The 22,117-nt window shown below is 64.5% G+C and carries 21 protein-coding genes and 1 pseudogene; 15 read left to right on the forward strand and 7 right to left on the reverse strand.

The window, feature by feature from the left end; genetic code table 11:
• From AB4Z00_RS25075 to AB4Z00_RS25090, 4 genes and pseudogenes are all read left to right on the forward strand, one after another.
• Positions 1-96 (forward strand): annotated as a pseudogene (locus tag AB4Z00_RS25075) (IS6 family transposase); the annotation flags it as partial.
• Positions 86-298, forward strand: coding sequence for an alpha/beta fold hydrolase (locus tag AB4Z00_RS25080; protein ID WP_442047688.1), 213 nt, complete (start codon positions 86-88; stop codon positions 296-298). The pseudogene AB4Z00_RS25075 and the gene AB4Z00_RS25080, both read left to right, overlap by 11 nt.
• Before the next feature lie 10 nt (positions 299-308).
• Positions 309-1,223, forward strand: a complete 915-nt coding sequence (locus tag AB4Z00_RS25085; protein WP_442047689.1) for a PAS domain-containing protein — start codon at positions 309-311, stop codon at positions 1,221-1,223.
• Entirely contained in the window at positions 1,211-1,894 is a 684-nt protein-coding gene (locus AB4Z00_RS25090; protein ID WP_313443305.1) for an ATP-binding protein, read from the forward strand. The genes AB4Z00_RS25085 and AB4Z00_RS25090 overlap by 13 nt, the downstream gene beginning before the upstream one ends.
• 116 nt (positions 1,895-2,010) lie before the next feature.
• Here AB4Z00_RS25090 and AB4Z00_RS25095 read toward each other — a convergent pair whose 3' ends face one another.
• The 5 genes from AB4Z00_RS25095 to AB4Z00_RS25115 form a co-directional block, all read right to left on the reverse strand.
• Positions 2,011-2,283: a DUF1971 domain-containing protein gene (locus tag AB4Z00_RS25095; protein ID WP_442047690.1), complete on the reverse strand. Its 273-nt coding sequence runs from the start codon at positions 2,281-2,283 to the stop codon at positions 2,011-2,013.
• A 125-nt stretch (positions 2,284-2,408) separates the two neighbouring features.
• Positions 2,409-2,639, reverse strand: a complete 231-nt coding sequence (locus AB4Z00_RS25100; RefSeq protein ID WP_313443302.1) for a hypothetical protein — start codon at positions 2,637-2,639, stop codon at positions 2,409-2,411.
• 44 nt (positions 2,640-2,683) lie between these two features.
• A complete protein-coding gene (locus tag AB4Z00_RS25105; RefSeq protein WP_442047691.1) occupies positions 2,684-3,082 on the reverse strand; it encodes a hypothetical protein in 399 nt (132 codons plus the stop codon).
• Positions 3,079-3,348: an usg protein gene (locus AB4Z00_RS25110; RefSeq protein ID WP_008829926.1), complete on the reverse strand. Its 270-nt coding sequence runs from the start codon at positions 3,346-3,348 to the stop codon at positions 3,079-3,081. Before AB4Z00_RS25110 ends, AB4Z00_RS25105 begins: the two co-directional genes overlap by 4 nt.
• On the reverse strand, positions 3,345-3,581 hold the full coding sequence (locus AB4Z00_RS25115; protein ID WP_008829925.1) for a hypothetical protein: 237 nt from the start codon (positions 3,579-3,581) through the stop codon (positions 3,345-3,347). The genes AB4Z00_RS25110 and AB4Z00_RS25115 overlap by 4 nt, the downstream gene beginning before the upstream one ends.
• 271 nt (positions 3,582-3,852) lie before the next feature.
• Here AB4Z00_RS25115 and groES point away from each other — a divergent pair, with 271 nt between their 5' ends.
• The 8 genes from groES to AB4Z00_RS25155 all read left to right on the forward strand — a co-directional run bounded on the left by groES (position 3,853) and on the right by AB4Z00_RS25155 (position 16,469).
• Entirely contained in the window at positions 3,853-4,167 is a 315-nt protein-coding gene (gene groES / locus AB4Z00_RS25120; RefSeq protein ID WP_008829924.1) for a co-chaperone GroES, read from the forward strand.
• Positions 4,168-4,222: 55 nt separating this feature from the next.
• Positions 4,223-5,842, forward strand: coding sequence for a chaperonin GroEL (gene groL / locus AB4Z00_RS25125; protein ID WP_008829923.1), 1,620 nt, complete (start codon positions 4,223-4,225; stop codon positions 5,840-5,842).
• Positions 5,843-5,975: 133 nt separating this feature from the next.
• Positions 5,976-7,052: a mannose-1-phosphate guanylyltransferase/mannose-6-phosphate isomerase gene (locus AB4Z00_RS25130; protein ID WP_442047692.1), complete on the forward strand. Its 1,077-nt coding sequence runs from the start codon at positions 5,976-5,978 to the stop codon at positions 7,050-7,052.
• Between the two features lie 34 nt (positions 7,053-7,086).
• Positions 7,087-7,923, forward strand: coding sequence for a class I mannose-6-phosphate isomerase (locus tag AB4Z00_RS25135; RefSeq protein ID WP_442047693.1), 837 nt, complete (start codon positions 7,087-7,089; stop codon positions 7,921-7,923).
• Positions 7,920-10,226: a glycosyltransferase gene (locus AB4Z00_RS25140; protein WP_442047694.1), complete on the forward strand. Its 2,307-nt coding sequence runs from the start codon at positions 7,920-7,922 to the stop codon at positions 10,224-10,226. Before AB4Z00_RS25135 ends, AB4Z00_RS25140 begins: the two co-directional genes overlap by 4 nt.
• Positions 10,217-11,566: a glycoside hydrolase family 130 protein gene (locus tag AB4Z00_RS25145; protein ID WP_442047695.1), complete on the forward strand. Its 1,350-nt coding sequence runs from the start codon at positions 10,217-10,219 to the stop codon at positions 11,564-11,566. Before AB4Z00_RS25140 ends, AB4Z00_RS25145 begins: the two co-directional genes overlap by 10 nt.
• Entirely contained in the window at positions 11,547-13,103 is a 1,557-nt protein-coding gene (locus tag AB4Z00_RS25150) for a phosphomannomutase (protein ID WP_313443397.1), read from the forward strand. Before AB4Z00_RS25145 ends, AB4Z00_RS25150 begins: the two co-directional genes overlap by 20 nt.
• A 162-nt stretch (positions 13,104-13,265) precedes the next feature.
• Positions 13,266-16,469, forward strand: coding sequence for a response regulator (locus tag AB4Z00_RS25155; protein ID WP_442047696.1), 3,204 nt, complete (start codon positions 13,266-13,268; stop codon positions 16,467-16,469).
• Positions 16,470-16,484: 15 nt separating this feature from the next.
• On the opposite strand, the gene AB4Z00_RS25160 is transcribed toward AB4Z00_RS25155, so the two are convergent.
• Positions 16,485-19,052, reverse strand: coding sequence for a sensor domain-containing phosphodiesterase (locus tag AB4Z00_RS25160; RefSeq protein ID WP_313443119.1), 2,568 nt, complete (start codon positions 19,050-19,052; stop codon positions 16,485-16,487).
• Between the two features lie 200 nt (positions 19,053-19,252).
• On the opposite strand from AB4Z00_RS25160, the gene AB4Z00_RS25165 reads away from it, so the two are divergent.
• Positions 19,253-19,429, forward strand: a complete 177-nt coding sequence (locus tag AB4Z00_RS25165; protein ID WP_313443121.1) for a hypothetical protein — start codon at positions 19,253-19,255, stop codon at positions 19,427-19,429.
• Here AB4Z00_RS25165 and AB4Z00_RS25170 read toward each other — a convergent pair.
• On the reverse strand, positions 19,426-20,718 hold the full coding sequence (locus AB4Z00_RS25170; protein WP_313443123.1) for a sensor histidine kinase: 1,293 nt from the start codon (positions 20,716-20,718) through the stop codon (positions 19,426-19,428). The genes AB4Z00_RS25165 and AB4Z00_RS25170 overlap by 4 nt on opposite strands.
• A gap of 265 nt (positions 20,719-20,983) precedes the next feature.
• On the opposite strand from AB4Z00_RS25170, the gene AB4Z00_RS25175 reads away from it, so the two are divergent.
• Together AB4Z00_RS25175 and AB4Z00_RS25180 are read left to right on the forward strand one after the other, a co-directional pair.
• Positions 20,984-21,784 (forward strand): hypothetical protein, encoded by an 801-nt coding sequence (locus tag AB4Z00_RS25175; protein ID WP_313443127.1) that lies wholly within the window; start codon positions 20,984-20,986, stop codon positions 21,782-21,784.
• Positions 21,703-22,116 carry a GGDEF domain-containing protein gene (locus AB4Z00_RS25180; protein ID WP_313443125.1) on the forward strand — a complete coding sequence of 138 codons (414 nt, stop codon included), beginning with the start codon at positions 21,703-21,705 and terminating at the stop codon, positions 22,114-22,116. Before AB4Z00_RS25175 ends, AB4Z00_RS25180 begins: the two co-directional genes overlap by 82 nt.
• The last annotated feature ends 1 nt before the right edge of the window (position 22,117 follow it).

Genomic DNA, 22,117 nt, shown 5'->3' on the forward strand with positions numbered 1-22,117 from the left:
GAGGTGCGCCTGATCGAAAGATCATTTGGCATTGGCCCCTCGGCCATGACCGAGGCCATGGACATGCTCAATCAGCATTTCGCCGATGTTGCCTGATCCCAAAAAAGGCGCGGTGTCGTTCGGCGGTCCCAAATGTTTGCAACAGAGCCATATGGTCGCCCCCGAAGAGGTCGGGCAGTATGTGGCGGCGCGAATGCCCAATGCGCAGCTACATATCATCGCGGCTACCGGCCATTGTCCGCACATGAGCGCGCCGGCCGAGACCATCGAGGCGATGCGCCAGTTTCTGGATAGCTGAGGCGCCCCTAGTGTCCGAGCCGCCACCCGACGATCAGCCTCCCGAAGAAACGCTCGACGATCTCTACGATCATGCCCCGTGCGGTTATGTGACGCTCGACAGCCGGCTGCGCGTTGTCAGGATCAACGCGACGCTATTGTCATGGCTGGGAGTCGRCAAAGCCGATGTGGTCGGTCGGAAAATCCAGGATGTGCTGACGCCGGCCGGTCGGATTTTTTTCGAGACCCATGTGTCGCCGCTTCTTCACAGGGAGGGCGTCGTCCGGCAGGTCGCCATTGATCTGAGATGCGCTGAAGGCCGGCGCTTGCCGGTCCTGACGGAATGGCGGCGAGTGGATGTGGAGGGCCGACCTGTCGGTACGCGGATCATGCTCGTCGATGCGACCGATCGCAGATCCTATGAGCGGGATCTGGTCGCGGCGCGCGAACGAGCCGAGGAGAGCACCCGAGCGCTCAAGATCAGCGAGGCACGGCTGCGCGATCTTAACGAGACCTTGGAGGCCCGCGTCGCCGAACGAACCGCGGCGCTCAACCAGGCCTATGAACAGCTGCGCCATGCCCAGAAGCTCGAAGCGATCGGAACGCTGACCGGGGGCGTTGCGCACGACTTCAACAATTTGCTGACGCCCATCATCGGCGGCCTGGACATGCTTGAGCGGCGGGGGATTGGCGATGACCGCGCCAAGCGCACGATTGCCGGAGCGCTCGCCTCCGCGGAACGGGCAAAAACGCTGGTGCAGAGGCTGCTCGCTTTTGCCCGGAGGCAGCCGCTCAAGCCGGTCGCCGTCGACGTCGCAGCTTTGGTCCAGGGCATGGCCGACCTCATCGAAACCTCCGCAGGCCCGCAGATTGAGGTCCGCCTCGACGTGGATGAACCACGCCCCGCGCGCTGGCGGATGCGAACCAGCTCGAGATGGCGCTGCTGAACCTCGCAGTCAATGCGCGTGACGCAATGCCAGGCGGCGGCACCTTGACCCTCGGCGTGACCTTCGAGGCGAACGCGCGGGGTGAGGCAGGAGCGCCGCGCGTGCGGCTCTCGGTCGCCGACACCGGTACCGGGATGGATGAGGAGACCCTCGCGCGCGCAATCGAGCCCTTCTTCTCGACCAAGGGCGTTGGCAAAGGCACGGGGCTCGGCTTGTCGATGGTCCATGGCCTGGCGGCCCAGCTCGGCGGACACATGGGCATCGAAAGCCAGCCGGGGTCGGGCACCTGCATCGACTTGTGGCTGCCGCTTGCGCCGCAAGAGCCTTGCACGGCGCCGGTATCGAACACCCAAGCACCCGAGCGACGGGAGATCGGAATGGTCTTGCTCGTCGACGACGAAGACCTGATCCGCACGACAACCGCCGATATGCTCACCGAAATGGGCTATCGCGTGATCGAGGCCAATTGCGGCGCGGCCGCGCTGCGGTTGGTGGACGAGGGTCTCACGCCAGATCTTCTGATGACCGATCTTCTGATGACCGATCATCTGATGCCCGGCATGACGGGGACCGAACTGGCGCGGGCGCTTCGCGCGCGTCAGCCGATGCCGGTGCTCATCATCTCGGGCTACGCCGATTCTGACAGCATCGACCCGATCTCGCGCGCCTGACCAAACCCTTCCGGCAAGGCGATTTGACGCAGGCCCTGGCGCGGATCGGCATCGGACCCTGAAATCGGCCCTGCCGCGCTCAAGCATACCAAGGACTCTGGAGGTTGGGCACAGCCTCACCCATGGGGCGGTTCATTGTAGAAGTCGACCTGCATCCGCACGTTGTCCAGCGGCGTGACAAAATGCTCCTGCTCGGGTTTCACGACGCCCACGACACGCGGTTCGAGAACGATTTCGGATCGCGGCTCGACATAGGTGAGACRCAGGGCGCCTTCCAGGACGCGGATGACGCCCCAAACCCCCGCCTTGGTTCGATGATTGCCGCGCAGTCCGGAGGGGATTGTGTCCTGATCGAACACTGGCGTTGAACGATAGGGTTCGGGCATCATGTCGTCCGCTTGTGGCTCGAGAAGAGCCTGTGGCTGTGGCGCACCGGGAACCATGGCGCTTGGAAAGCCTAATCCACGGCGAGGACCGGTGCGAGAGGGGAAGGGCGCGGACCCGGCAAGATCGGCTATGCCGCAACCTGCTCGGCAAGCGGCATCACATACCATTGTCCGGCAACGGTCTTCAGCAAGAGCATGGGCCGGCCGCCGTCCACCTGCTGGAAGCGGTAGCGATCGTGAGCGCCGTTGGTTTCCACCCACGCACGCGCCCATTCGGTCGCTTTGAACTCGCTTTGGAATTCATCACTCTCAGCGACCGGCTGGCTTTGGTCGTCGTCGCGAAACAGCTGATAACGCATGGAATGTGTCCTTTCATTGGATGGTGAATGAAGTGGCGACGTCGTCAGGATTTCCCGGGCGTTCGCCTTTTGCCGGCATCCTGGCGCTGCGCGGCCTGGTCGAGCGCGCGGATCACCCGGTCGAGCATGGCGGCATTGCTGGCCGCCTTGGGCAGTTCGCGTACCGCAAATCGATGCAGGCGATCGAGATCCTTGCGCGGCACCACGATTTCGATGGATTTTTGCCGGAGATGCTCAGGAGCGACGCCCTGCGCGGCCCGACCGGACGCAAGAAAATGATCCAGGAAGCGCTTGCGATCAGCGAAGGTCCAGCCCAGCGCCTCCAGGTCCTCGGGACCAACCGTCAGCAACGCAATCGCGAACTCCATGATATCGTCGAAGGGCAAGGTGAGGCGGACACCCTTGCCCCGGCCCTTGAGCCTATGGATCAGCGCCTGTTTCATCGTATCGAGAGTATCCCGTCGACCGCGCTCCATTCGGTGGGTCGGATCAGCTGCTCATGGGCGATCCGCACGGAATGCAGGGCGGCGGTGATCTCGCGCCGCCAATGGTCCAGGAAGTCGAACAACACTGGAAAGTCGGGCGCGAGATCATATTCCTGCCAGACAAAGAGCTGCAGGAGTGACGGCGCGTCAGGGCGGTAATAGTGAATTTCCGCCGTTGTCATGCCGTAGCCCTGCAGCTGCGCCAGAAAACCGCGGTCGCTCATTGCAAGCTGGTTTGACCGGAATCCCCCTCGTCCAGCGTGCGCATGGCCGCGAGCACTTCGTCGATCGGCACGGCGCGTTTGGCACCGCGCGGCTTTCGCAGCGCTGGCTTGTCGCGCACGGCCGATCTGTCCGATGCCCACGACGCCAGGATAGCGCGTTTGACCTCGGGCTCCAGATCCGGGTGGTGCGCGACGTCGAAGGGATGAAGAAAACGGGAAAATGGTTGCGACATAGTCAGCCTCCTTTCCTGTCGCTCCTGTCTTTCGTAGCGGACATCCTCATCCGCACCCGCCAGATTTTGGTACGATGCGGAGTCGCGTCAAGACGTTTTTTCATCTCCAAGCCATTGAGATCGACGCGATTGGCACTCCGTTCCATTGAGTGCCAAAAAATTTTCAGGGGGGTCTTGAAGGGGCAAATTGAGCTTCTTAGTTCCCGGGAACCTGTCGTTCCGATGAACGGCGGGGATCATCATTCTTGTTTTGCAACCGGAGGCTTTGCCCATGCATTTCCGCCCTTTGCACGACCGTGTGCTCGTTCGCCGCATCGAAGCCGAGGAGAAGACCTCGGGCGGCATCATCATCCCCGACACCGCCAAGGAAAAACCGCAGGAGGGTGAAGTCCTCGCGGTCGGTCCAGGCACTCGCGACGAAAACGGAAAGCTCACCGACACCACCGTGAAGACCGGCGACCGGGTGCTGTTCGGCAAGTGGTCTGGCAGCGAGGTTCGCATCGATGGCGAGGATCTGCTCATCATGAAGGAGAGCGACATCCTCGGCATCATCGAGCCCGTCGCCGAGCTCAAGCAGGCGGCCTGATGGGCCGCCCCCATCCCTCGAACATCAGGAAGGACAAACGAAAGGAGTTAGGCAGATGGCTGCCAAGGAAGTGAAGTTCGCCTCGGACGCGCGCGATCGCATGCTGCGCGGCGTCGATACGTTGGCCAACGCCGTCAAGGTGACGCTCGGTCCCAAGGGCCGCAATGTGGTCATCGAGAAGAGCTTCGGCGCGCCCCGCATCACCAAGGACGGCGTCACCGTCGCCAAGGAAATCGAACTGAAGGACAAGTTCGAGAATATGGGCGCACAGATGCTGCGCGAGGTCGCCAACAAGCAGAACGACAAGGCCGGTGACGGCACGACCACCGCCACCGTGCTGGCCCAGTCCATCGTGCGCGAAGGCTCGAAGGCGGTCGCGGCAGGGATGAATCCCATGGACCTGAAGCGCGGCATCGACCTCGCCGTGACGACGGTCGTCGAGGACCTCAAGGCGCACGCGAAGAAGGTCTCGGCCAACAGCGAGATCGCCCAGGTCGCGACCATCTCGGCCAATGGCGATGCCGAAGTCGGCACCATCCTCGCAGAAGCGATGGAAAAGGTCGGCAATGAGGGTGTCATCACCGTCGAAGAGGCCAAGAGCCTCGCGACCGAACTCGAGACCGTCGAGGGCATGCAGTTCGATCGCGGCTATCTCTCGCCTTACTTCGTGACCAACGCCGAGAAACTGAAGGTCGAGCTCGAGGATCCCTACATCCTCATCCACGAGAAGAAGCTTTCGAACCTCCAGGCGCTCATTCCGCTGCTCGAGCAGGTGGTGCAGTCGGGCCGGCCGCTGCTCATCATCGCCGAGGACGTGGAAGGCGAAGCGCTCGCCACGCTCGTCGTCAATAAGCTGCGCGGCGGGCTGAAGGTCGCGGCTGTCAAGGCGCCGGGCTTTGGCGATCGTCGCAAGGCCATGCTCGAGGACATCGCGGTTCTCACCGCCGGCAGCGTGGTCAGCGAGGAACTCGGCACCAAGCTCGAGAACGTCACGCTCGGCATGCTCGGCCGCGCCAAGAAGGTCATCATCGACAAGGACAACACCACGGTCGTCGATGGCGCCGGCGCGCGCGAGGAGATCGACGCCCGTGTGGCGCAGATCCGGGCGCAGATCGAGACGACCACCAGCGACTATGACCGCGAGAAGCTCCAGGAGCGAGTGGCCAAGCTTGCCGGCGGCGTTGCCGTGATCCGCGTGGGCGGCGCGACCGAGGTCGAGGTCAAGGAGAAGAAGGACCGGGTTGACGACGCGCTGCACGCGACCCGCGCCGCTGTCGAGGAAGGCATTCTGCCGGGCGGCGGCATCGCGCTGCTCCGCGCGTTGAAGGCGCTCGACGGCCTCAAGGCAGCCAATGACGACCAGCAGTCCGGTATCGACATCATTCGCCGCGCCCTGCGCGCGCCGGTGCGCCAGATCTGCGACAATGCCGGTGAGGACGGCGCGTTCATCGTCGGCAAGCTGCTCGAAAGCGACGACTATAACTGGGGCTTCAACGCCGCGAGCGGCCAGTATGAGGACCTGGTGAAGTCGGGGGTCATCGATCCCGCCAAGGTCGTGCGCACCGCGCTGCAGGATGCGGCCTCGGTCGCATCCCTGCTCATCACGACCGAAGCGCTGGTCGCCGAGCTACCCAAGGATGAGAAGGCCGCGCCCATGCCGGCCATGGACTACTGATCCTTCACCGACAGGGCCGGCGCGGCCGGCCCTGTCACCTCATCATTCAGCATAGCGAGAGGGATTTCCGGGCTTTCTGACAGGATTGCGCGCAGCCTCCTCGTGCGTGCTGCCCAGGAAAAGTGGCTCGGATATGCGCTCGATCATTCCTGTTATCCTGTCCGGCGGGTCCGGTACGCGCCTCTGGCCGATTTCGACCGCGGCCAGCCCCAAGCAATTCATTGCGCTCGCTGGCGAGGAGAGCCTGCTCCAGCAGACGGTCCGGCGGGCCCGCGCCGCGGGCCTTGTCCAGGCGCCGATCCTTATCGCCAATCGCGGCCACGACGCGCTGCTCGGCGAGCAATTGCGCGCCATCGACTGCACGCCCGCCCGGCTCATCTTCGAGCCCGTCGGTCGCAATACGGCGCCTGCTATCGCGATGGCGGCGCTCGAGGCGCCCAGTCCGGACGCGCTGCTCCTTGTTATGCCCAGCGATCATGTCATCGCCGATGTTCCAGCTTTCGCCGCCGCCATAGAACGCGCGGCGCCGCAGGCGGCCGCCGGATGGCTCGTCACCTTCGGCATCACGCCGGACCATCCCGAGACGGGCTATGGCTACATCCGCTGCGGCGAAGCGATCTGCCAAGGCGTTCATCAGGTCGATCGCTTCGTCGAGAAGCCCGATAGCGACCGCGCTGCCCGGATGATCGCTGAAGGCGGTCACTGCTGGAACGCCGGCATATTCCTCCTGCGCGCCGATGCCTTTCTCGAGGCCATGCGCCTGCATGCCCCGGCAATGCTGACTGCTGTCGAGGCCGCGCTGGCGTCGGCAACGCGGGAAGGCCGGCGCACCGATCCCGACGCTGACGCCTTTGCCGCCATTCCCGCGGACTCGATTGACTACGCCGTCCTGGAAAAAGCCGCGCGTGTCGCCGTCGTGCCGGCGGCGATGGGATGGTCGGATCTGGGCAGCTGGGATGCGCTTCATGCGATTGGCAGCCGCGACGAAGCCGACAATCTCTCGGAGGGCGAGGTAAAGGCGCTCGAAAGCCGGAACTGCCTGTTCAAGAGCACCGGGCCACGCATCGCCGCGATCGGCGTTTCCGACCTCATCGTCGTAGCCACCGGCGACACGGTGCTAATCGCGCCGCGCGGGCGTTCACAGGACGTTCGGCGCCTTGCCGGACAGGAGAGCCCTTCCGCCACCCGCGAGGCCGCCACGGCATCCTGACCCTCAAACGCATCATCCCTGGGAGAACCGATCGATGCTGATAGAAACCTGTCTGGAACGCGAAGAGCCAGCCGACACCGCCCCCGAGGCCGGGGGCTGGGCGGAAAGGCTGACGCCCCGCTATGTCGCCAAGCCCTGGGGCCGGCGCGACGGCCTGCCGGCGCCGGACGAGGCGCAGCCGCTGGGCGAAATGATCTTCGAAGCGCCGGATGCGGGCCTGACGATCAAATGGCTGCAGACGAGCGAGCCGCTGTCGGTCCAGGTCCATCCACAGGGGCCCGGCCGCAAGCATGAATGGTGGCATGTCACCGAGGCGCTCCCGGACGCCTATCTCGATCTCGGGCTCGAGGCGCCCGCTTCGCGTCAGGCGATCGCCCAAGCGGCCCGCGACGGAACGCTACCCTCGCTGCTTCGGCGAATTCGTCCGCGGGCAGGGGACAGCTTCTACATCAGAGCCGGGACGATCCATGCGCTCGGGCCCGGCCTCACCGTCCTCGAGGTCCAGGAGCACAGCGATGTGACCTATCGCCTCTTCGATTATGGGCGACCGCGCGAGCTTCACCTCGCCCAGGCCCTGTTCGAAGCGCGCACCGAGGTCGAGCCGGTGGAAGCCTTGCCCGGCGCAGGCGCGCCCTTCGCTCTCTCGCAGTTCGCCCTCAACCCGGGCGGCCAGGTCGTCCTCGTGCCCGAGCGCGCCTGTCTGGCCATCCTGTCGGGCGAGGGCACGATAGCCGGCCGGCCCTTCGCAGCCAACCAATGCTGGCTCACGCACGGACCGGTCGCGCTGCATGCCGACACGCCCGCCCGCCTCGTTCTCGCCGAGCCCCGCTCCGCTCGGTCCACACTTGCTGAAGGAGATCTGTTGCCATGACTATCGATCTGACGCCGCCGCCGGTGCGCCATGTCGCACTCATCGGCAATTTCCCCCCGCGCCGCTGCGGCATAGCAACTTTCACGGCGGATCTGCACGCCGCGCTGAAAGCCGGCGATCCGGATCTCACCATCTCCACGATCGCGCTCAACGACCCCGGCGTGCATCACGATTATCCCCGCGAAGTCGGCTATGAGATCGCGCAGGACAATCTCTCCGACTATGTTGCGGCGGCGGAGCATATCAACGCGCTCAACCCCGACATCGTATGCCTTCAGCACGAGTTCGGGATCTTCGGGGGCGAGGCGGGCGACCATCTCCTTGCCCTCGTCGACAGACTGCGTGCGCCGATCGTAACTACGCTGCACACCGTGCTGACCGATCCCACGGCCGACCAGCGGCGCGTGATGAACGCGCTGGCGCAGGCCTCCTCGCGGATCATCGTCATGACCGAGATGGGCCGCACGATCCTTGCCCGCGACATGGGGGTCCCGGCGCACAAGATCGTGGTGATTCCCCACGGCATTCCCGACATGCCATTTCTCGATCCGGCTTTCGAAAAGCACCGCTTCGGCCTCGACGGGCGGCGCGTGGCGCTCACCTTCGGCCTGCTCTCGCCCAACAAGGGCATCGAGGTGATGATCTCGGCGCTGCCGCAGCTGGTGCGCGATCATCCCGATCTCATTTACGTGGTGCTCGGCGCAACGCATCCGCATCTGGTGGCCCGCGAAGGGGAAGCCTATCGCGAGGATCTTGCCCGGCAGGTCAGCGCGCTGGGGCTCGAGCGCAACGTCCGTTTCGTCAACGAATATGTCGACACGCCCACGCTGCAGGCTTGGCTGTCGGCCTGCGACATCTATGTCACCCCCTATCTGACCGAAGCGCAGATCACGAGCGGCACGCTCTCCTACAGCGTGGGGCTCGGCAAGGCGGTCGTATCGACGCCCTACTGGCACGCACAGGAACTGTTGTCCGACGGATGCGGTGTGCTGGTTCCCTTCGCCTCGCCGGACGCCCTGGCGAAGGCGGTGGGCGACCTGCTGGGTGACGGCCGGCGCCGCGATGAATTGCGGCGCAGCGCCTACCAGGCGGGTCGCGCCATGACATGGCAGGTGGTCGGCGCCAGCTATCTGTCGCTCTTCGCCCAGGCCCGGCTGGGCTCCCCCCTGGCGACCACGCTCGTCGGTTTGCGCCCGTCCGTCACGCCGGCGCCAGAGCCTTCGCTCGATGCTATCGATCGCATGACGGATGGTTGCGGCATGCTGCAGCATAGCCGCTCCAAGGTGCCGGACCGCCGACACGGCTACTGCCTGGACGACAATGCCCGGGCGCTGATGCTCGCAAGCGAATTTGCCCTGGAAGGGCTGGATACGCCGCGCGCAGCACGCCTTGCCAACATCTACGCGTCCTTTGTCGATTTCGCCTGGGATGAGGATGCGAGCCGCTTCCGCAACTTCATGGGCTATGATCGGGACTGGCTCGAGACGGAAGGGTCGCAGGACAGCTTCGGCCGCGGGCTCTGGGCGCTGGGTCGGAGCGCGCAGGCAACCGATGACCACGGTCTCAAGCTCTGGGCCACGGCGCTTGCCGACAAGGTTATTCCGGCGAGCAGCTTTCTGCAGAGCCCGCGCGCCCAGGCTTTCGCGACCTCCGGACTTGCTGCATTCCTGGCGGTCTATCCCGGCCATCGTCCCGCCCGTCTGCTGATGGAGACCTTCTCGGTCCGCCTGCTGGAACTGCTGCGCGCCAATCGCCGAGACGACTGGATCTGGTTCGAGCCGGTGCTGGCCTATGACAATGCGCGCCTCCCCGAAGCGCTGCTGCGCGCGGGCCGTGCGCTCGCGCGCCCGGATATGGTCGAGGAAGCGATCGAGGCGCTTGCGTGGCTAGCCGAGCGCCAAACCGCGAAGGAAGGCCATTTCCGTCCGATCGGGACAGAGAGTTTCGGGCTCCCCCATGAAACGCCGCAGGCGTTCGACCAGCAGCCGCTTGAAGCCTGGGCCACGATTGAGGCCTGCGCCCTGGCGTTCGAGACGACCGGCGACGCCCAATGGCTCACCCATGTCGAAACCGCCTATGCTTGGTATTTGGGCGCCAACGATCTGGGTCTGCGGCTGGCCTTGCCCGACGGCGGCTGTTTCGACGGCCTGCAGGTCGACCGGGTCAACCTCAACCAGGGCGCCGAATCCATTCTCGCCTGGCAGTTTGCAGCGCTCGCTGTGCGCCGACTGAGGGCCAGGAGCGACGGGTCGCAGAATCAGGAAGAGGGACAGGAGGAGGGGAGCGTCGCTGCATGTCGCTGATCCAGTCGATTCCCCTGCGGCTGCGGCCCAACCCGGCGCGGGTGGTCGTCCGGCCCTTGCAGATTGCGCCTGAACCGCGCGATCTCAACCCCGTCCAGAATGAGCGCATGCATCGCATCATCAATGGCGTGCGCGCCATGGAGGGCGCGACGGTGGACCGGGAACTGGCCGTCACCCTCGCCGATTTCGGGAACCGCCACCGCGAGATCCGCACGGTGTTCGAAGAGCGCTTCGAGCAGGTCGCGCGCGAGGTAGAGCTGACGGACAGTCTATCGCCCTCGGTCCGCCAGTTGATCGGCGCCTATTTCTGCCATGAATATTCGTTTGGCGCGGCGGCGCTGATGAACCCCAGCATCGTGCCGCATCCCGACCAGAATGGCGTGCCGGAGGGCGGCTTGCGTTTCGTCCTGTCGCTGCGTGCGGTGGGCGAAGGGCATATTTCCTCGATCACCTTTCGCGAGGGCCTCATCCGACCGTGCGGTACGATCGAGATGATGCCGGAACCCGATTTCGCGATTGCCGCGCGGCCCGAGACCGGGCCCGGCGGTGAAGTCCGCTTCACGCGGCACGTGGAGGGGATGCGGCTCGATGAGACCGTGCTCTTTCCCGCAACGCCCGCCCAGCGCAACGGGCTCGAGGATCTTCGCCTGGTCCGTTTCACCGATGACGATGCCTCGACCTGCTATTACGGTACCTACACCGCCTACAGCGGCGCCGCGATCGCCTCGGAGCTTTTCGTGACCCGGGATTTCGAGACGTTCGAATTGCAGACGCTGACGGGTCCGGCGTCGCGAAACAAGGGCATGGCCCTGTTCCCGCGCCGGTTTGGCGGCGATTATCTGATGATCGGCCGGCAGGACAATGAGAGCCTGTTCCTGCTGCGCTCGCCCGACCTGCGTCACTGGGAGGAAGGCAAGCGCATTTTAGGACCGCATTATCCCTGGGAACTGGTCCAGATGGGCAATTGCGGCGCGCCGATCGAGCTTGAGGAAGGCTGGCTTGTGCTCACCCACGGCGTGGGCGCGATGCGCAAATATGCCATTGGCGCGGTGCTGCTGGACAAGGATGATCCCTCGCGGGTCATCGGCCGCTCGGCCGTCCCGCTCCTGTCGCCTTCCGATGAGGATCGGGAAGGCTATGTTCCCAATGTCGTCTATACCTGCGGGGCGATCGCGCATGGCGGAAGGCTGGTCATGCCCTATGGCGTTGCCGATACGTCGGTGAGCTTTGCCAGGATCGAGATAGCCGATCTGCTCGCCGCGCTGCGCGCGCCCGACGGCATGGATTTGCTCAATGACAACGAATGGGAGTGGCGGGGCCATGAACGCATTGCCGAATGACATGGAGGCGGACGATTCCCCGCCGAGCGAGGGTTCCGCTCTCAAAAGCGTGCGCACTCTCATGACGCAAAGCGGTGTTCCCTTCGGCACGAGCGGCGTCAGGGGACCGGTCTCGGCCATGACCGACGCGCTCTGTTTTGCCTATACCAGCGCGTTCCTCCAGTATTTGCGATCGATCGATGAGTTCGCCCCTGGCCAGACCGTGGCGCTGGCCGGCGATCTGCGTCCCAGCACACCGCGGATCGTGCAGGCCTGTGCGGCGGCGGTCCGCGCCGCCGGCGGCGTGGTGGTGAACTGCGGGCTCGTACCGACACCGGCGCTGGCCTTTTACGCGCTGGGCCGCAAGATGCCCTCGATCATGGTGACGGGAAGCCATATCCCGGCTGATCGGAACGGGATCAAATTCTACCGACCGACGGGCGAGGTCCTCAAGTCGGACGAGGCCGGCATACTCGAGCAGCGGATCTCACCCCACGACAGCCTTTTCGATGCATCGGGCGCACTCCTGAGCGCTGAACCGCTACCCCCGACCGTCGAGATCATAAGCGCCTATCGCGATCGGTACCTCGGCTTCTTCGGCGCGGAGGCCCTCAAGGGCATGACAGTCGGGGTCTACCAACATTCCGCGGTGGGGCGGGACGTCCTGGTGAGCGTGCTCGAGGCGCTCGGCGCCACCGTTCTGCCATTCGGCCGATCCGAAACCTTCGTGCCGGTCGACACCGAAGCCATTCGCGATGAGGACATCATTCTGGCGCAGGCGTGGGCGAGCGAGCACACGGTCGATGCGATCGTGTCCACCGACGGGGATTCGGACCGGCCGCTCGTCGCCGACGCGCAGGGGACCTGGCTTCGCGGCGATATCACCGCCCTTCTGTGCGCTCGCGCGCTTGGCGCGGACCGCGTCGTGACCCCGGTGAGCAGCAATAGCGCGGCCGAGCTTTCAGGCGCGTTTGTCGCGGTTCGGCGGACGCGGATCGGTTCACCCTATGTGATCGCCGCCATGCAGGAGGAGATCGCGGCCGACCCGGGCGCGATCGTCTGCGGTTATGAGGCCAATGGCGGCGTCCTGCTCGGCTCGACGGTGCTCGACGGTGATCATCCGCTGGATGCCCTTCCCACGCGCGACGCTGTCTTGCCGATCGTTTCGGTACTCGCCGCCGCCAAGCGAAGCAGCGTCGCGGAACTGGTCGCGAGCCTGCCGCAGCGCGCCACCCATAGCGACCGCCTCCCGGATGTGGCGCCGGCGCAAAGCGCGGCGCTTCTGGTCTGGCTCAGGGAGGGATCGGCCGAGGAGCAACGGGCGCGCATCGAAACCTATTTCGGTACGATTGGCGGCCAGGTCGTAGAGATCGACACCACCGATGGTCTGCGCGTGACATTCGACCGCGGCGTCGTGATCCATCTGCGCGCGTCGGGCAATGCGCCGGAACTGCGCTGCTACACCGAGGCGACGACCGCTGCTGCCGCGGAGGACCTAAGCCGGTGCGCGCTGATCATCCTTCGCGACGAATTGTTGCCTCTTTCTCATCCGGATTGAAACCAAAGCCGGCGGCATCAGTTTGCCTTTCATCGCGATGATCATAAGGCGCGAGGTGGGCGTGTGCCTGTAAGATAGCGACCGTGAGAGCAGGGAGCGAAGATGCTGCTGGCTACCAGGACCTTCCGGGCGTAACTCCGTATAAACCGTCTGGAGCCACGCTTGACCGAACACACCAAAATACCAGAACCCTATGAAGACATATTTGTGGGGGACAGCGAAATGGCCCGGCTGCTGCGTGTCCATGATTGGACAGCAACGCCACTTGGTCCTCCGGAAGACTGGCCCGACGGGCTCAAAGTCGCGCTACGGCTGCTGCTGACGTCGAAATTCGAGATGTGGCTCGGTTGGGGGCCGGACATCCATTTCTTCTACAACGACGCGTATCGGCCGACATTAGGCAACAAGCACCCGCGCTCCATTGCCATGCCGACGCGCGAGCTGTGGGCCGAGATCTGGGACGACATCAAAGGACGTCTCGAAACGGTATATCAGAAGGGGGAGGCGACCTGGGACCGCGCTCTTCTGCTCATCGTGGAGCGCGCGGGATATCCCGAGGAGACCTATCACACCTTTTCCTACAGCCCCCTGCTGGGCGACCAGGGGACGGTCGAGGGCGTGTTTTGCGCGGTCAGTGAGGAGACCGACCGGGTCATCAGCGAACGGCGGCTGGAATCGCTGCGCCAGCTCGCATTGGCCCTTGCAGGCGCCCAAGGACATGAGGCCGTGCTCGACGCTGTCGAGGCGGAGCTCGCGCGCAACGATCGCGACATGCCGTTCGCGCTTGTCTACCTGTTCGACGAAGCCGGCGCCCCCGTCCTGGCGCGCAACTGCGCGGGGATGGACCCCGATCACCCCTGCGCGCATGCGGCAGGCTCGGCGCAAGATCCCTGGGGGGTAAAGCGGGTTCAACTCGATTGGACCGCTCCCCGGATCGACGAATGCATGCACGCCGATCTCCCGACCGGATCCTGGGATCGTCCGCCCACCAAGATCGCCGTCGTTCCCCTGGTCGATCGCGGGAACGACCGGCCGCTGGGCGCCCTCGTGGTCGGCCTCAACCCCTATCGTCCCGCCGGTGAGCAATATCTGAGTTTCCTCGAATTGCTTGCCGGCCAGATCACCGCAGGCCTGACGAGCAGCTATGCCTTCGAAGCGGAACGTGAGCGCGCCGCGGCGCTGGCGGAAGTCGCCACGATGCGCGAGGAAGCCTCACGCGTCCTCGAACAGGCGAACCGCCAGCTGATCTCGGAGGTGGAACTGCGAACGCAGGAGCGCGACCGCATTCGCCGGCTCTTCCGCCAAGCCCCGAGCTTCATGTGCATCTTGAAGGGCCCTGACCATGTCTTCGACATGGTCAACGACGCCTATCAGCAACTTGTCGGCCATCGCGATGTGGTCGGCATGCCCCTTCGCGACGGGCTTCCTGAAATAGCCGGGCAGGGTTTCATCGAGCTGCTGGACAGGGTGTACCAGACCGGCGAGCCCTTTGTGGGCCGCAATCTCGAAGCCCATCTCCAGCGCACGCCGGAGGGGCCGCTCGAGACCCGCTTCGTGAACCTCATTTATCAGCCGATCATCGAGCCGGACGGCAGTGTCTCGGGCATCTTTGTCGACGGCTACGACGTAACGCATCAGAAGCGCGCGGAGGACCAGCTCCACAACCTCAACGAGACGCTCGAACACAGGGTCGAGCAGCGCACTGAAGAACTCGGCACGGCCCTTGGCCGGCTGCAGCGCGAAACGCTGGACCGCGAGGCTGCCGAAGCGGCGCTGCGCCAGTCGCAGAAGCTCGAAGCACTCGGCAAGCTGACGGGCGGCGTTGCACATGATTTCAACAATCTGCTGCAGGTGGTGAGCGGGAACCTCCAGCTGCTGTCGCGCGACATTGCAGGAAATGAACGCGCCGAGCAGCGTGTGCAGAATGCGCTGGCAGGCGTCTCGCGCGGCGCGAAGCTCGCCTCGCAGCTCCTCGCCTTCGGCCGCAGACAACCGCTCGAGCCCAAGGTGGTCAATTTGGGCCGCCTCATCAACAATATGGACGATCTCCTGCGCCGGGTCATCGGCGAGGATGTCGAGATCGAGACCATCGTGAGCGGCGGATTGTGGAACTGCCTCGTGGATCCGGGTCAGATCGAAAACGCCATCCTCAATCTCGCGATCAATGCGCGAGATGCCATGCCGGATGGCGGCCGCCTGACGATCGAGGCGGCCAACGCCTGGCTCGATGATGACTATGCCCGCCAGCACGACGAAGTCACCGCCGGGCAATATGTGATGGTGGCGGTTACCGATACTGGCACCGGCATGGCGCCGGAAATCATCGACCAGGTCTTCGAACCATTTTTCAGCACCAAGCCGGAAGGCAAGGGGACGGGGCTTGGTCTTTCAATGGTCCATGGCCTCGTCAAGCAGTCGGGTGGCCATATCAAGATCTACAGCGAGGTGGGTGAGGGCACGACCATCAAGCTCTACCTGCGCCGCGAGACTGCCCGGGAAGACATACTCACCGATACGAGCACGGGACCGGTGCGGGGCGGCTCCGAGACGGTCCTCGTGGTGGAGGACGACGATGCCGTCCGCGAGACCGCCGTCTGCCTGCTGTCCGAACTTGGATACCGGGTGCTGAAGGCGCGCGACGCGCAAAGCGCGCTCACCGTCATCGAGAGTGGCGTGCCGATGGATCTCCTCTTCACTGACGTCGTCATGCCCGGCCCGCTGCGTAGTCCCGAACTGGCGCGCCGAGCGAAGGAACGGCTGCCGAACCTCGCGGTGCTCTTCACCTCGGGCTATACCGAGAACGCGATCGTGCATCATGGCCGGCTCGATCCGGGGGTCGAGCTTCTTTCCAAGCCCTACACGCGCGAAGCGCTTGCCCGCAAAGTCCGCCACGTGCTGGCCAACGAAGCACAGCACCGATTGATCGCGGAGGGCGGCGGAAACGCACCGGAGCCATCGCCCTTGCCGGCGTCCCAGGCTGTGCGGGAGGCCCGCACCCTTCGTATCCTCCTTGTCGAAGACGACGGACTGATCCGCTTCAACACCGCGGACATGCTCGCCGATCTTGGCCATGCCGTCCTGGAAGCCGAGGACGCCGAAGCCGCCGAAGCGCTGCTGGGGCAAAACGAGGTCGACGTTGTCCTGACCGATGTCGGCCTGCCCAAGGCGTCCGGCATCGACCTTGCCCGGACCGTCAAGGCGCGTGTCCCCGCGCCAGCGATCATTTTCGCCAGCGGCGACGGCAGCGGCATTTCATCCACCGAATTTCCCGATGCCGCAATCCTGCTCAAGCCTTACAGTCAGGAGGATCTGCGCCGTGTGGTGTCGGCGATCTGCCTCGACCCAGCGAAGCGTGATCTCGCATAGCGGGATGACGAGGAGTCAAGCCGCCTGGCTGTCTTGGCGCGGGACGACGGACCGCTGGCTTTCGAGCATGGCGCAGAGCGCGTTCACGGGCAGCGGCCGACTGAACAGATAGCCTTGGAGATGCGTGCAGCCCATGGCGACAAGCGCTTCCATCTGCTCATGCGTTTCCACGCCTTCCGCGACAACGGCCATGCCGAGTTGTTCGCCTAGCCCTACCACGGCCTGGATGATCGCTCTCGCGGCCTGCGACTGAGTTACCTGCTCGACGAAGGAGCGGTCGAGCTTCACCTTGTCGAATGGGAAGCGCTGGAAATAGCTGAGCGACGAATATCCCACGCCGAAATCATCGATCAGGATCTGAATGCCCAGGCTGCGCAGCGCCTCCAACTGGTCGAACGTGCGCTCGACGTCGCGAATGACCAGCCCTTCCGTGACCTCGAGCTGCAGTCGGCTAGGACACAGACCCGAGGCCGCAAGCGCTGCGCCCACCGTTTCAACAAGCTTGCCGGAAACGAACTGTAACGGCGACAGGTTTACCGCCACCCGAACATCGGCGGGCCAGTTACGCGCATCGACGCATGCCTGGCGCAGCAGCTGTTCGGCCAGCTGGTCGATGATCCCGCATTCCTCGGCGAGCGCGATGAAGACGTCCGGCCGGATCGGCCCCTTGACCGGATGGGTCCAGCGCGCGAGGGCCTCCGCGCTCGTGATCCTGCCGGTCTGCGCCGCGACGAGAGGTTGATAGACCAGCCCGATGTCGCCGGCCGCGACCGCTTCGCGCAAGTCGCGCTCGATCTGACGGCGATCGCGCGCCGAGGAATCCATCTCGGCATTGAAGAAACACGCGCAGGCGCGGCCATTATGCTTGGCGCGGTAGAGCGCAAGGTCGACGTTCTCGCGCAATTGCTCGGTCGTTTCGCCATCCTGCGGCATGAGCACGATCCCCACCGAGGCACCGATGTAACAGACGCCGCGTCCAGTCACGATCGGCTTGGCCAATTCGTCGATCAGCCTATCGGCGCACATCTGCGCCCGTTCACGCAGGCGCTCCCCGGCCAGCACGGCGATGAACTCGTCCCCGCCGATGCGCGCAATCCATCCTTCGCTCTCGATGACGGCGCGCAGCCGATCCCCGACCTGGATGAGCACGGCATCTCCGCCTGGATGCCCAAACTGATCGTTGACCGCCTTGAACCGGTCGAGGTCGATGCTGAGCATGGCGAAAGGCTCGCGCGCCTGGACCATGCGGAACAATCGGTCAGTATAGCTCGACCGGTTGAGAAGCCCCGTCAGCGCATCATGATGCGCCAGACGGAGGACTTCGGCTTCCGTCCGGCGGATCTGCGTGACGTCTTCCGAAACACCGAGCAGATATTGGCAGGGGCGGTCAGGCACGTCGATCACGGTGCGCATTGTCCGCAGGTAGAGCGTCTCGCCATCGCCGCGGGTGAAGGCCGCTTCGGTCTGGTACGTGTCCCGGCGGGCTATCGCTTCATTGTCACGATCCTCGCTAGCCTCGGCGTTCGCCGGAAAGAGCTCGTGGTCGGTAGCGCCGATGATCTCGCTCGCCGGCCGCCCCATCACGGTCTCGCCGGCACGGTTGATCATCAGATAGCGGCGTGTCTCCACGTCTTTGACGAATAGCGTCGCGGGGAGGTTGGAGACGATGCTTTGCAGAAATTTCTGCGCATGTTCGCGTTCGCGTTCCAGGCTCTTGCGCGCGCTGATATCCCGCACGATGGCAGCGAAGCCCTGGTCTCCGCCCGGATCACCCCAGCGGGCGAGCGAGAGCTCGATCGGAAACTCGCTGCCGTCGGCGCGCATGGCGACGAGTTCGATGAAGGACCCGACGAGGCGGGTAGGGCCGCCCTGGGCAGCGCGTCCGAAGGCTTCAGCGTGACCGAGCGCAAAGCGCGGCGGCATGATGATGGAGACATCCTCGCCGATCGCCTCGTGGCGCGACCGGCCGAACATCTGCTCCGCGGCGGCGTTCCAATGAACGATCCGGCCGTTCAGATCGGCCGCCAGGACGGCATCCGACGTCGCATCGACAACCTTGCCCGCGATCTCCGTCATCCGCCGCGCACAGCGCGCTTCGATGAGGCTCGTCGCATGCTGTGCGAGATCCTCGAGGATAAGGCGCTCATCATCGTCCAGCCGCTCGCGCGGAGCGGGGTCGAATACGCACAAGGTCCCTAGGCAAAGGCCGGTACTCGTGATGAGCGGAACGCTCGCATAGAAGCGAATCCCGCCCTCCGACGTGACGAGCGGGTTGTCCCGGAAGCGGGCATCCTGGCTCGCGTCGGGAACGACAAGCGCCGAACGCGCCTCGAGCGCGTGGCTGCAGAACGCGACTGCGCGAGGCGTTTCGGGAAAAGCGATACCGTGGCGTGACTTGAACCACTGCCGGTGGCCATCGATCAGACTGATCGCCGCGCTCTGGACATTGAGGGCGACGGCGGCGACGCGGGTCAGGACGTCATATTCGCGCTCGGGCGGCGTGTCGAGAATCGCATAGCCGGACAGCGCGGCGAGACGCTCCCGTTCGATGTCCCAAGACGATGGCGCGTTAGAAAGATCCATCCGCCGCATTCTAGGGAAGGCTGGTTAATCTTTCCCTCAGTACATGGCCTGGAATGCACCAATTTTGCGGGCCGGTTGAGACCGAACGGTCACAGTTAATTTCGCGCCAAGGCCTGTCGGCAACGCCGGGTTAACGGCTGCGGGATTAGGTCGCCCAAAGACCTGTCGAACCCCATTCCCGGTGAGGGCGCATGAGGCTTATGGCATTGCAGGAAGCCGAGACCTTGCGACAGCGCTATGGGCGGCACGTACTGCAGGGGCTGGTCAACGAGATATTCCAGGCGGCGCGCGCGAAAGACGAGTCCCGCCTGGCAGAGCTGGAGAAAGTTCGCGCTGTCCTCGCCCCTGACCAAAGCGATTACGGCGACACGGCCTAGTCGGCGAGCCGATCGCGCATGAGCCTGACGATTGCCACGAGGCCGTCCGGATCCCAGTTCTTCTCCAGTCGGCCTTTGAGCCGGCCGCGCAACACCTGCTGCATCAGCTTGGTGCCAAAGCCCTGACGCGCGGGCGGCCCGGCGAGGCGCGGTCCGCCTCTTTCCTCCCAGCGGATGACGAGATCGGGTCCGCAGGCCTCCCATTCCACCCGGACATGTCCCTCTCCGCTGCCGAGCGAGCCGTATTTGACCGAGTTGGTGGTGAGCTCGTTGAACAGCAGGGCCAGGCTTGTGGTGGCCTGAGGCCCGAGCGGGATCGGCTCACCTTTGCAGCAGACACGTCCCGGCTCGGCGAGGGAGGTATGCGCCTCGAGGGGCGCCTGGATCAAGGCGGACAGCTCTGTCCGGTCGAGGCTGCCCGGTTCTTTCTCTGCTGCGCCCGTGTGCTCTGGCATCGCATGCGCGCGGGCAAGCGCCTGCAGGCGACCCGTCAGGGATTGCGCCAGTTCGGCAGGACTGGTCGCATGCCGGGCGCTCATCTCGATCATCGCCTGGGTGAGGGCAAAGAGGTTCTTCACCCGGTGATCCATCTCGCGCGCGATCATCGACTGTTGTTCAAGCGCTTCCTGCAGCCGCAGCTTGTCCTGTTGCATCTTCCGGGCCACGGCGACGAGGTCGGCGAGTTCCGATACGATCCGAAGATCCTCGCTGTCGAACTGATCCTCGTGCTGTGCAACGACCCACAAGGTGCCATGCGCCCGCTCCTTGCCGATACGAATAGGGACAAGCAGGACCTCAGGGATGACGAGATCATGCTCGGCGATCCAGTCATAGACGCGCTCAGGATGCCTGCACAAAAGCGGCGCATCGCGGTCCAGCGTCTCGCCGCAGGGGCTGTTGTGACGAGGCGTCAGCGCGCCTTCGAAACGGGCGAGCGCTCCGTTGAGATGCTGCCACCGAAACACGGGAGGATCGTGGCTCTCATCAAGGATGCTGAGCCCGGAAGCGCTAGCCTGGGTGAGTTCGAGGGCATGGGCCACCATGCGCGGCATCACCTCGTCGGGGGCATCGACCATTTTCCCGAGAAGCTGGCGGACCGCAAGGCGTTCAGCGCTGGGCGGATGCCGGTTGCGCGGACGTGCGCTTAGGTCGTCCGTGATGAAGAGTCTCGCGGACGGGTCTACTGGAAATGATTCGGCCGCATGCGTCGACACCTCACCCTCGCGGAATGCTTCAACTTGAAGAAAACCTGCCCGCGCCGCGGAGTCAAGCGTGTCGGCAATGGCCATCTTTGGGAGCAGCTCGGGCCTAGTTTTTGTGAGGCGAGACAGTTGAGCGCTGACAGATGACTGCTGATGGATGAAGCATCATTGCTGCTATTATTTTCCCCTAATTCCGCGGCAAAACGAGAGGATCGCTGTTGCGGAACATGGCAAAACTGTATCTGGTGCGCAGCACTTGCCGGCGCGCTAGTGCGTGCGAGCCTCCCGGGGGGGAAGCGGCGAGCAGGGCAAGGCAGGGGCGAATGCCAAGCGCGCAGGGTTGGGGGCATATTTGACGGATATCGATGCATCATCGCGATCGCCACGCAAATGGCTCGGCTGGCTCGGATCGAGGCATAGCGGAGACGAGACAGGCGGACCTCGCCCCGGTGCGAACACGGAGGACCGGCATCTTTCCGCGCGCCACCATGTCCTGAACGAGATCGCTGCATTCCTGCTCGATCATGGCCTGGAGATCAGCCCGGATAATCTTGTGGTCGCCCACGGCATCGCTAGCGGAAGCAATCCGGGGCTCGCGCGCAAGGTCATGCAGCGCCGGGCGGACGGCGGGACCGTGACGCAGGCGTGGCTCGACGAGGTTACCGCGGCTGCCAAGTCGGATGAAGCGCCGGGCGAGATCAAGCAGTTGATGGTACGTCTCGAGCAGACACTCGACACATTCTCGAAGAACACGACCGCCGCCCGGCATGCGACATCGAATTACGGTGACGAGCTCGAACAGCAGGTGGCCGATCTCGCGAGCGTCCAGCAAACCGGTCAGATCATTTCGACCTTGGCTGATCTCGCCAAGGCCATGCTGGAAAAGACGCGCAGCCTCGAGGCCGAAATGCGCACCAGCGAATCCGAAGCGAAAGGCCTGTGCCGCAGTCTGGAAAAAGCCCAGCGCGACGCGGAAGTCGACCATCTTACCGGTCTGCCCAATCGCCGCGCTTCGAAGCCGTGCTCGAGCGCGAGCACAAGGCCGCCCGCGCAGCGCTCGACCCGCTGGTCCTGGCTTTTTGCGATATCGACCATTTCAAGCGCATCAACGATACCCATGGCCACGAGGCGGGTGACCGGGTGCTGCGCCTGATCGCTGATCTTCTGTCCGGAATTTCGGACGACAAATGCCACGTCTCACGCCATGGCGGCGAGGAATTTGTGATGCTCTTCAGGGGGTGCACCCTTACCGAAGCCAAGGAGCGCCTTGACCGGCTGCGCGAGAGCCTCGCCGAGCGGCGTCTGGTCAACCGGCACAACGACGAGCCCTTCGGCCAGATCACCTTCTCCGCAGGCGTGGCTGACGTCTTCGATCATCCCGACCCGCGGGCTGCGCTCAAGGCCGCCCATGAGGCGCTTTATGGGGCCAAGACCGGAGGCCGCAATCAGATTCGCGTCGCGCCCAAGCCGGGCACCGCTCGCTAAA

It is taken from the genome of Novosphingobium sp. YAF33 (genome assembly GCF_052113265.1).
Classification (GTDB): Bacteria; Pseudomonadota; Alphaproteobacteria; order Sphingomonadales; family Sphingomonadaceae; genus Novosphingobium.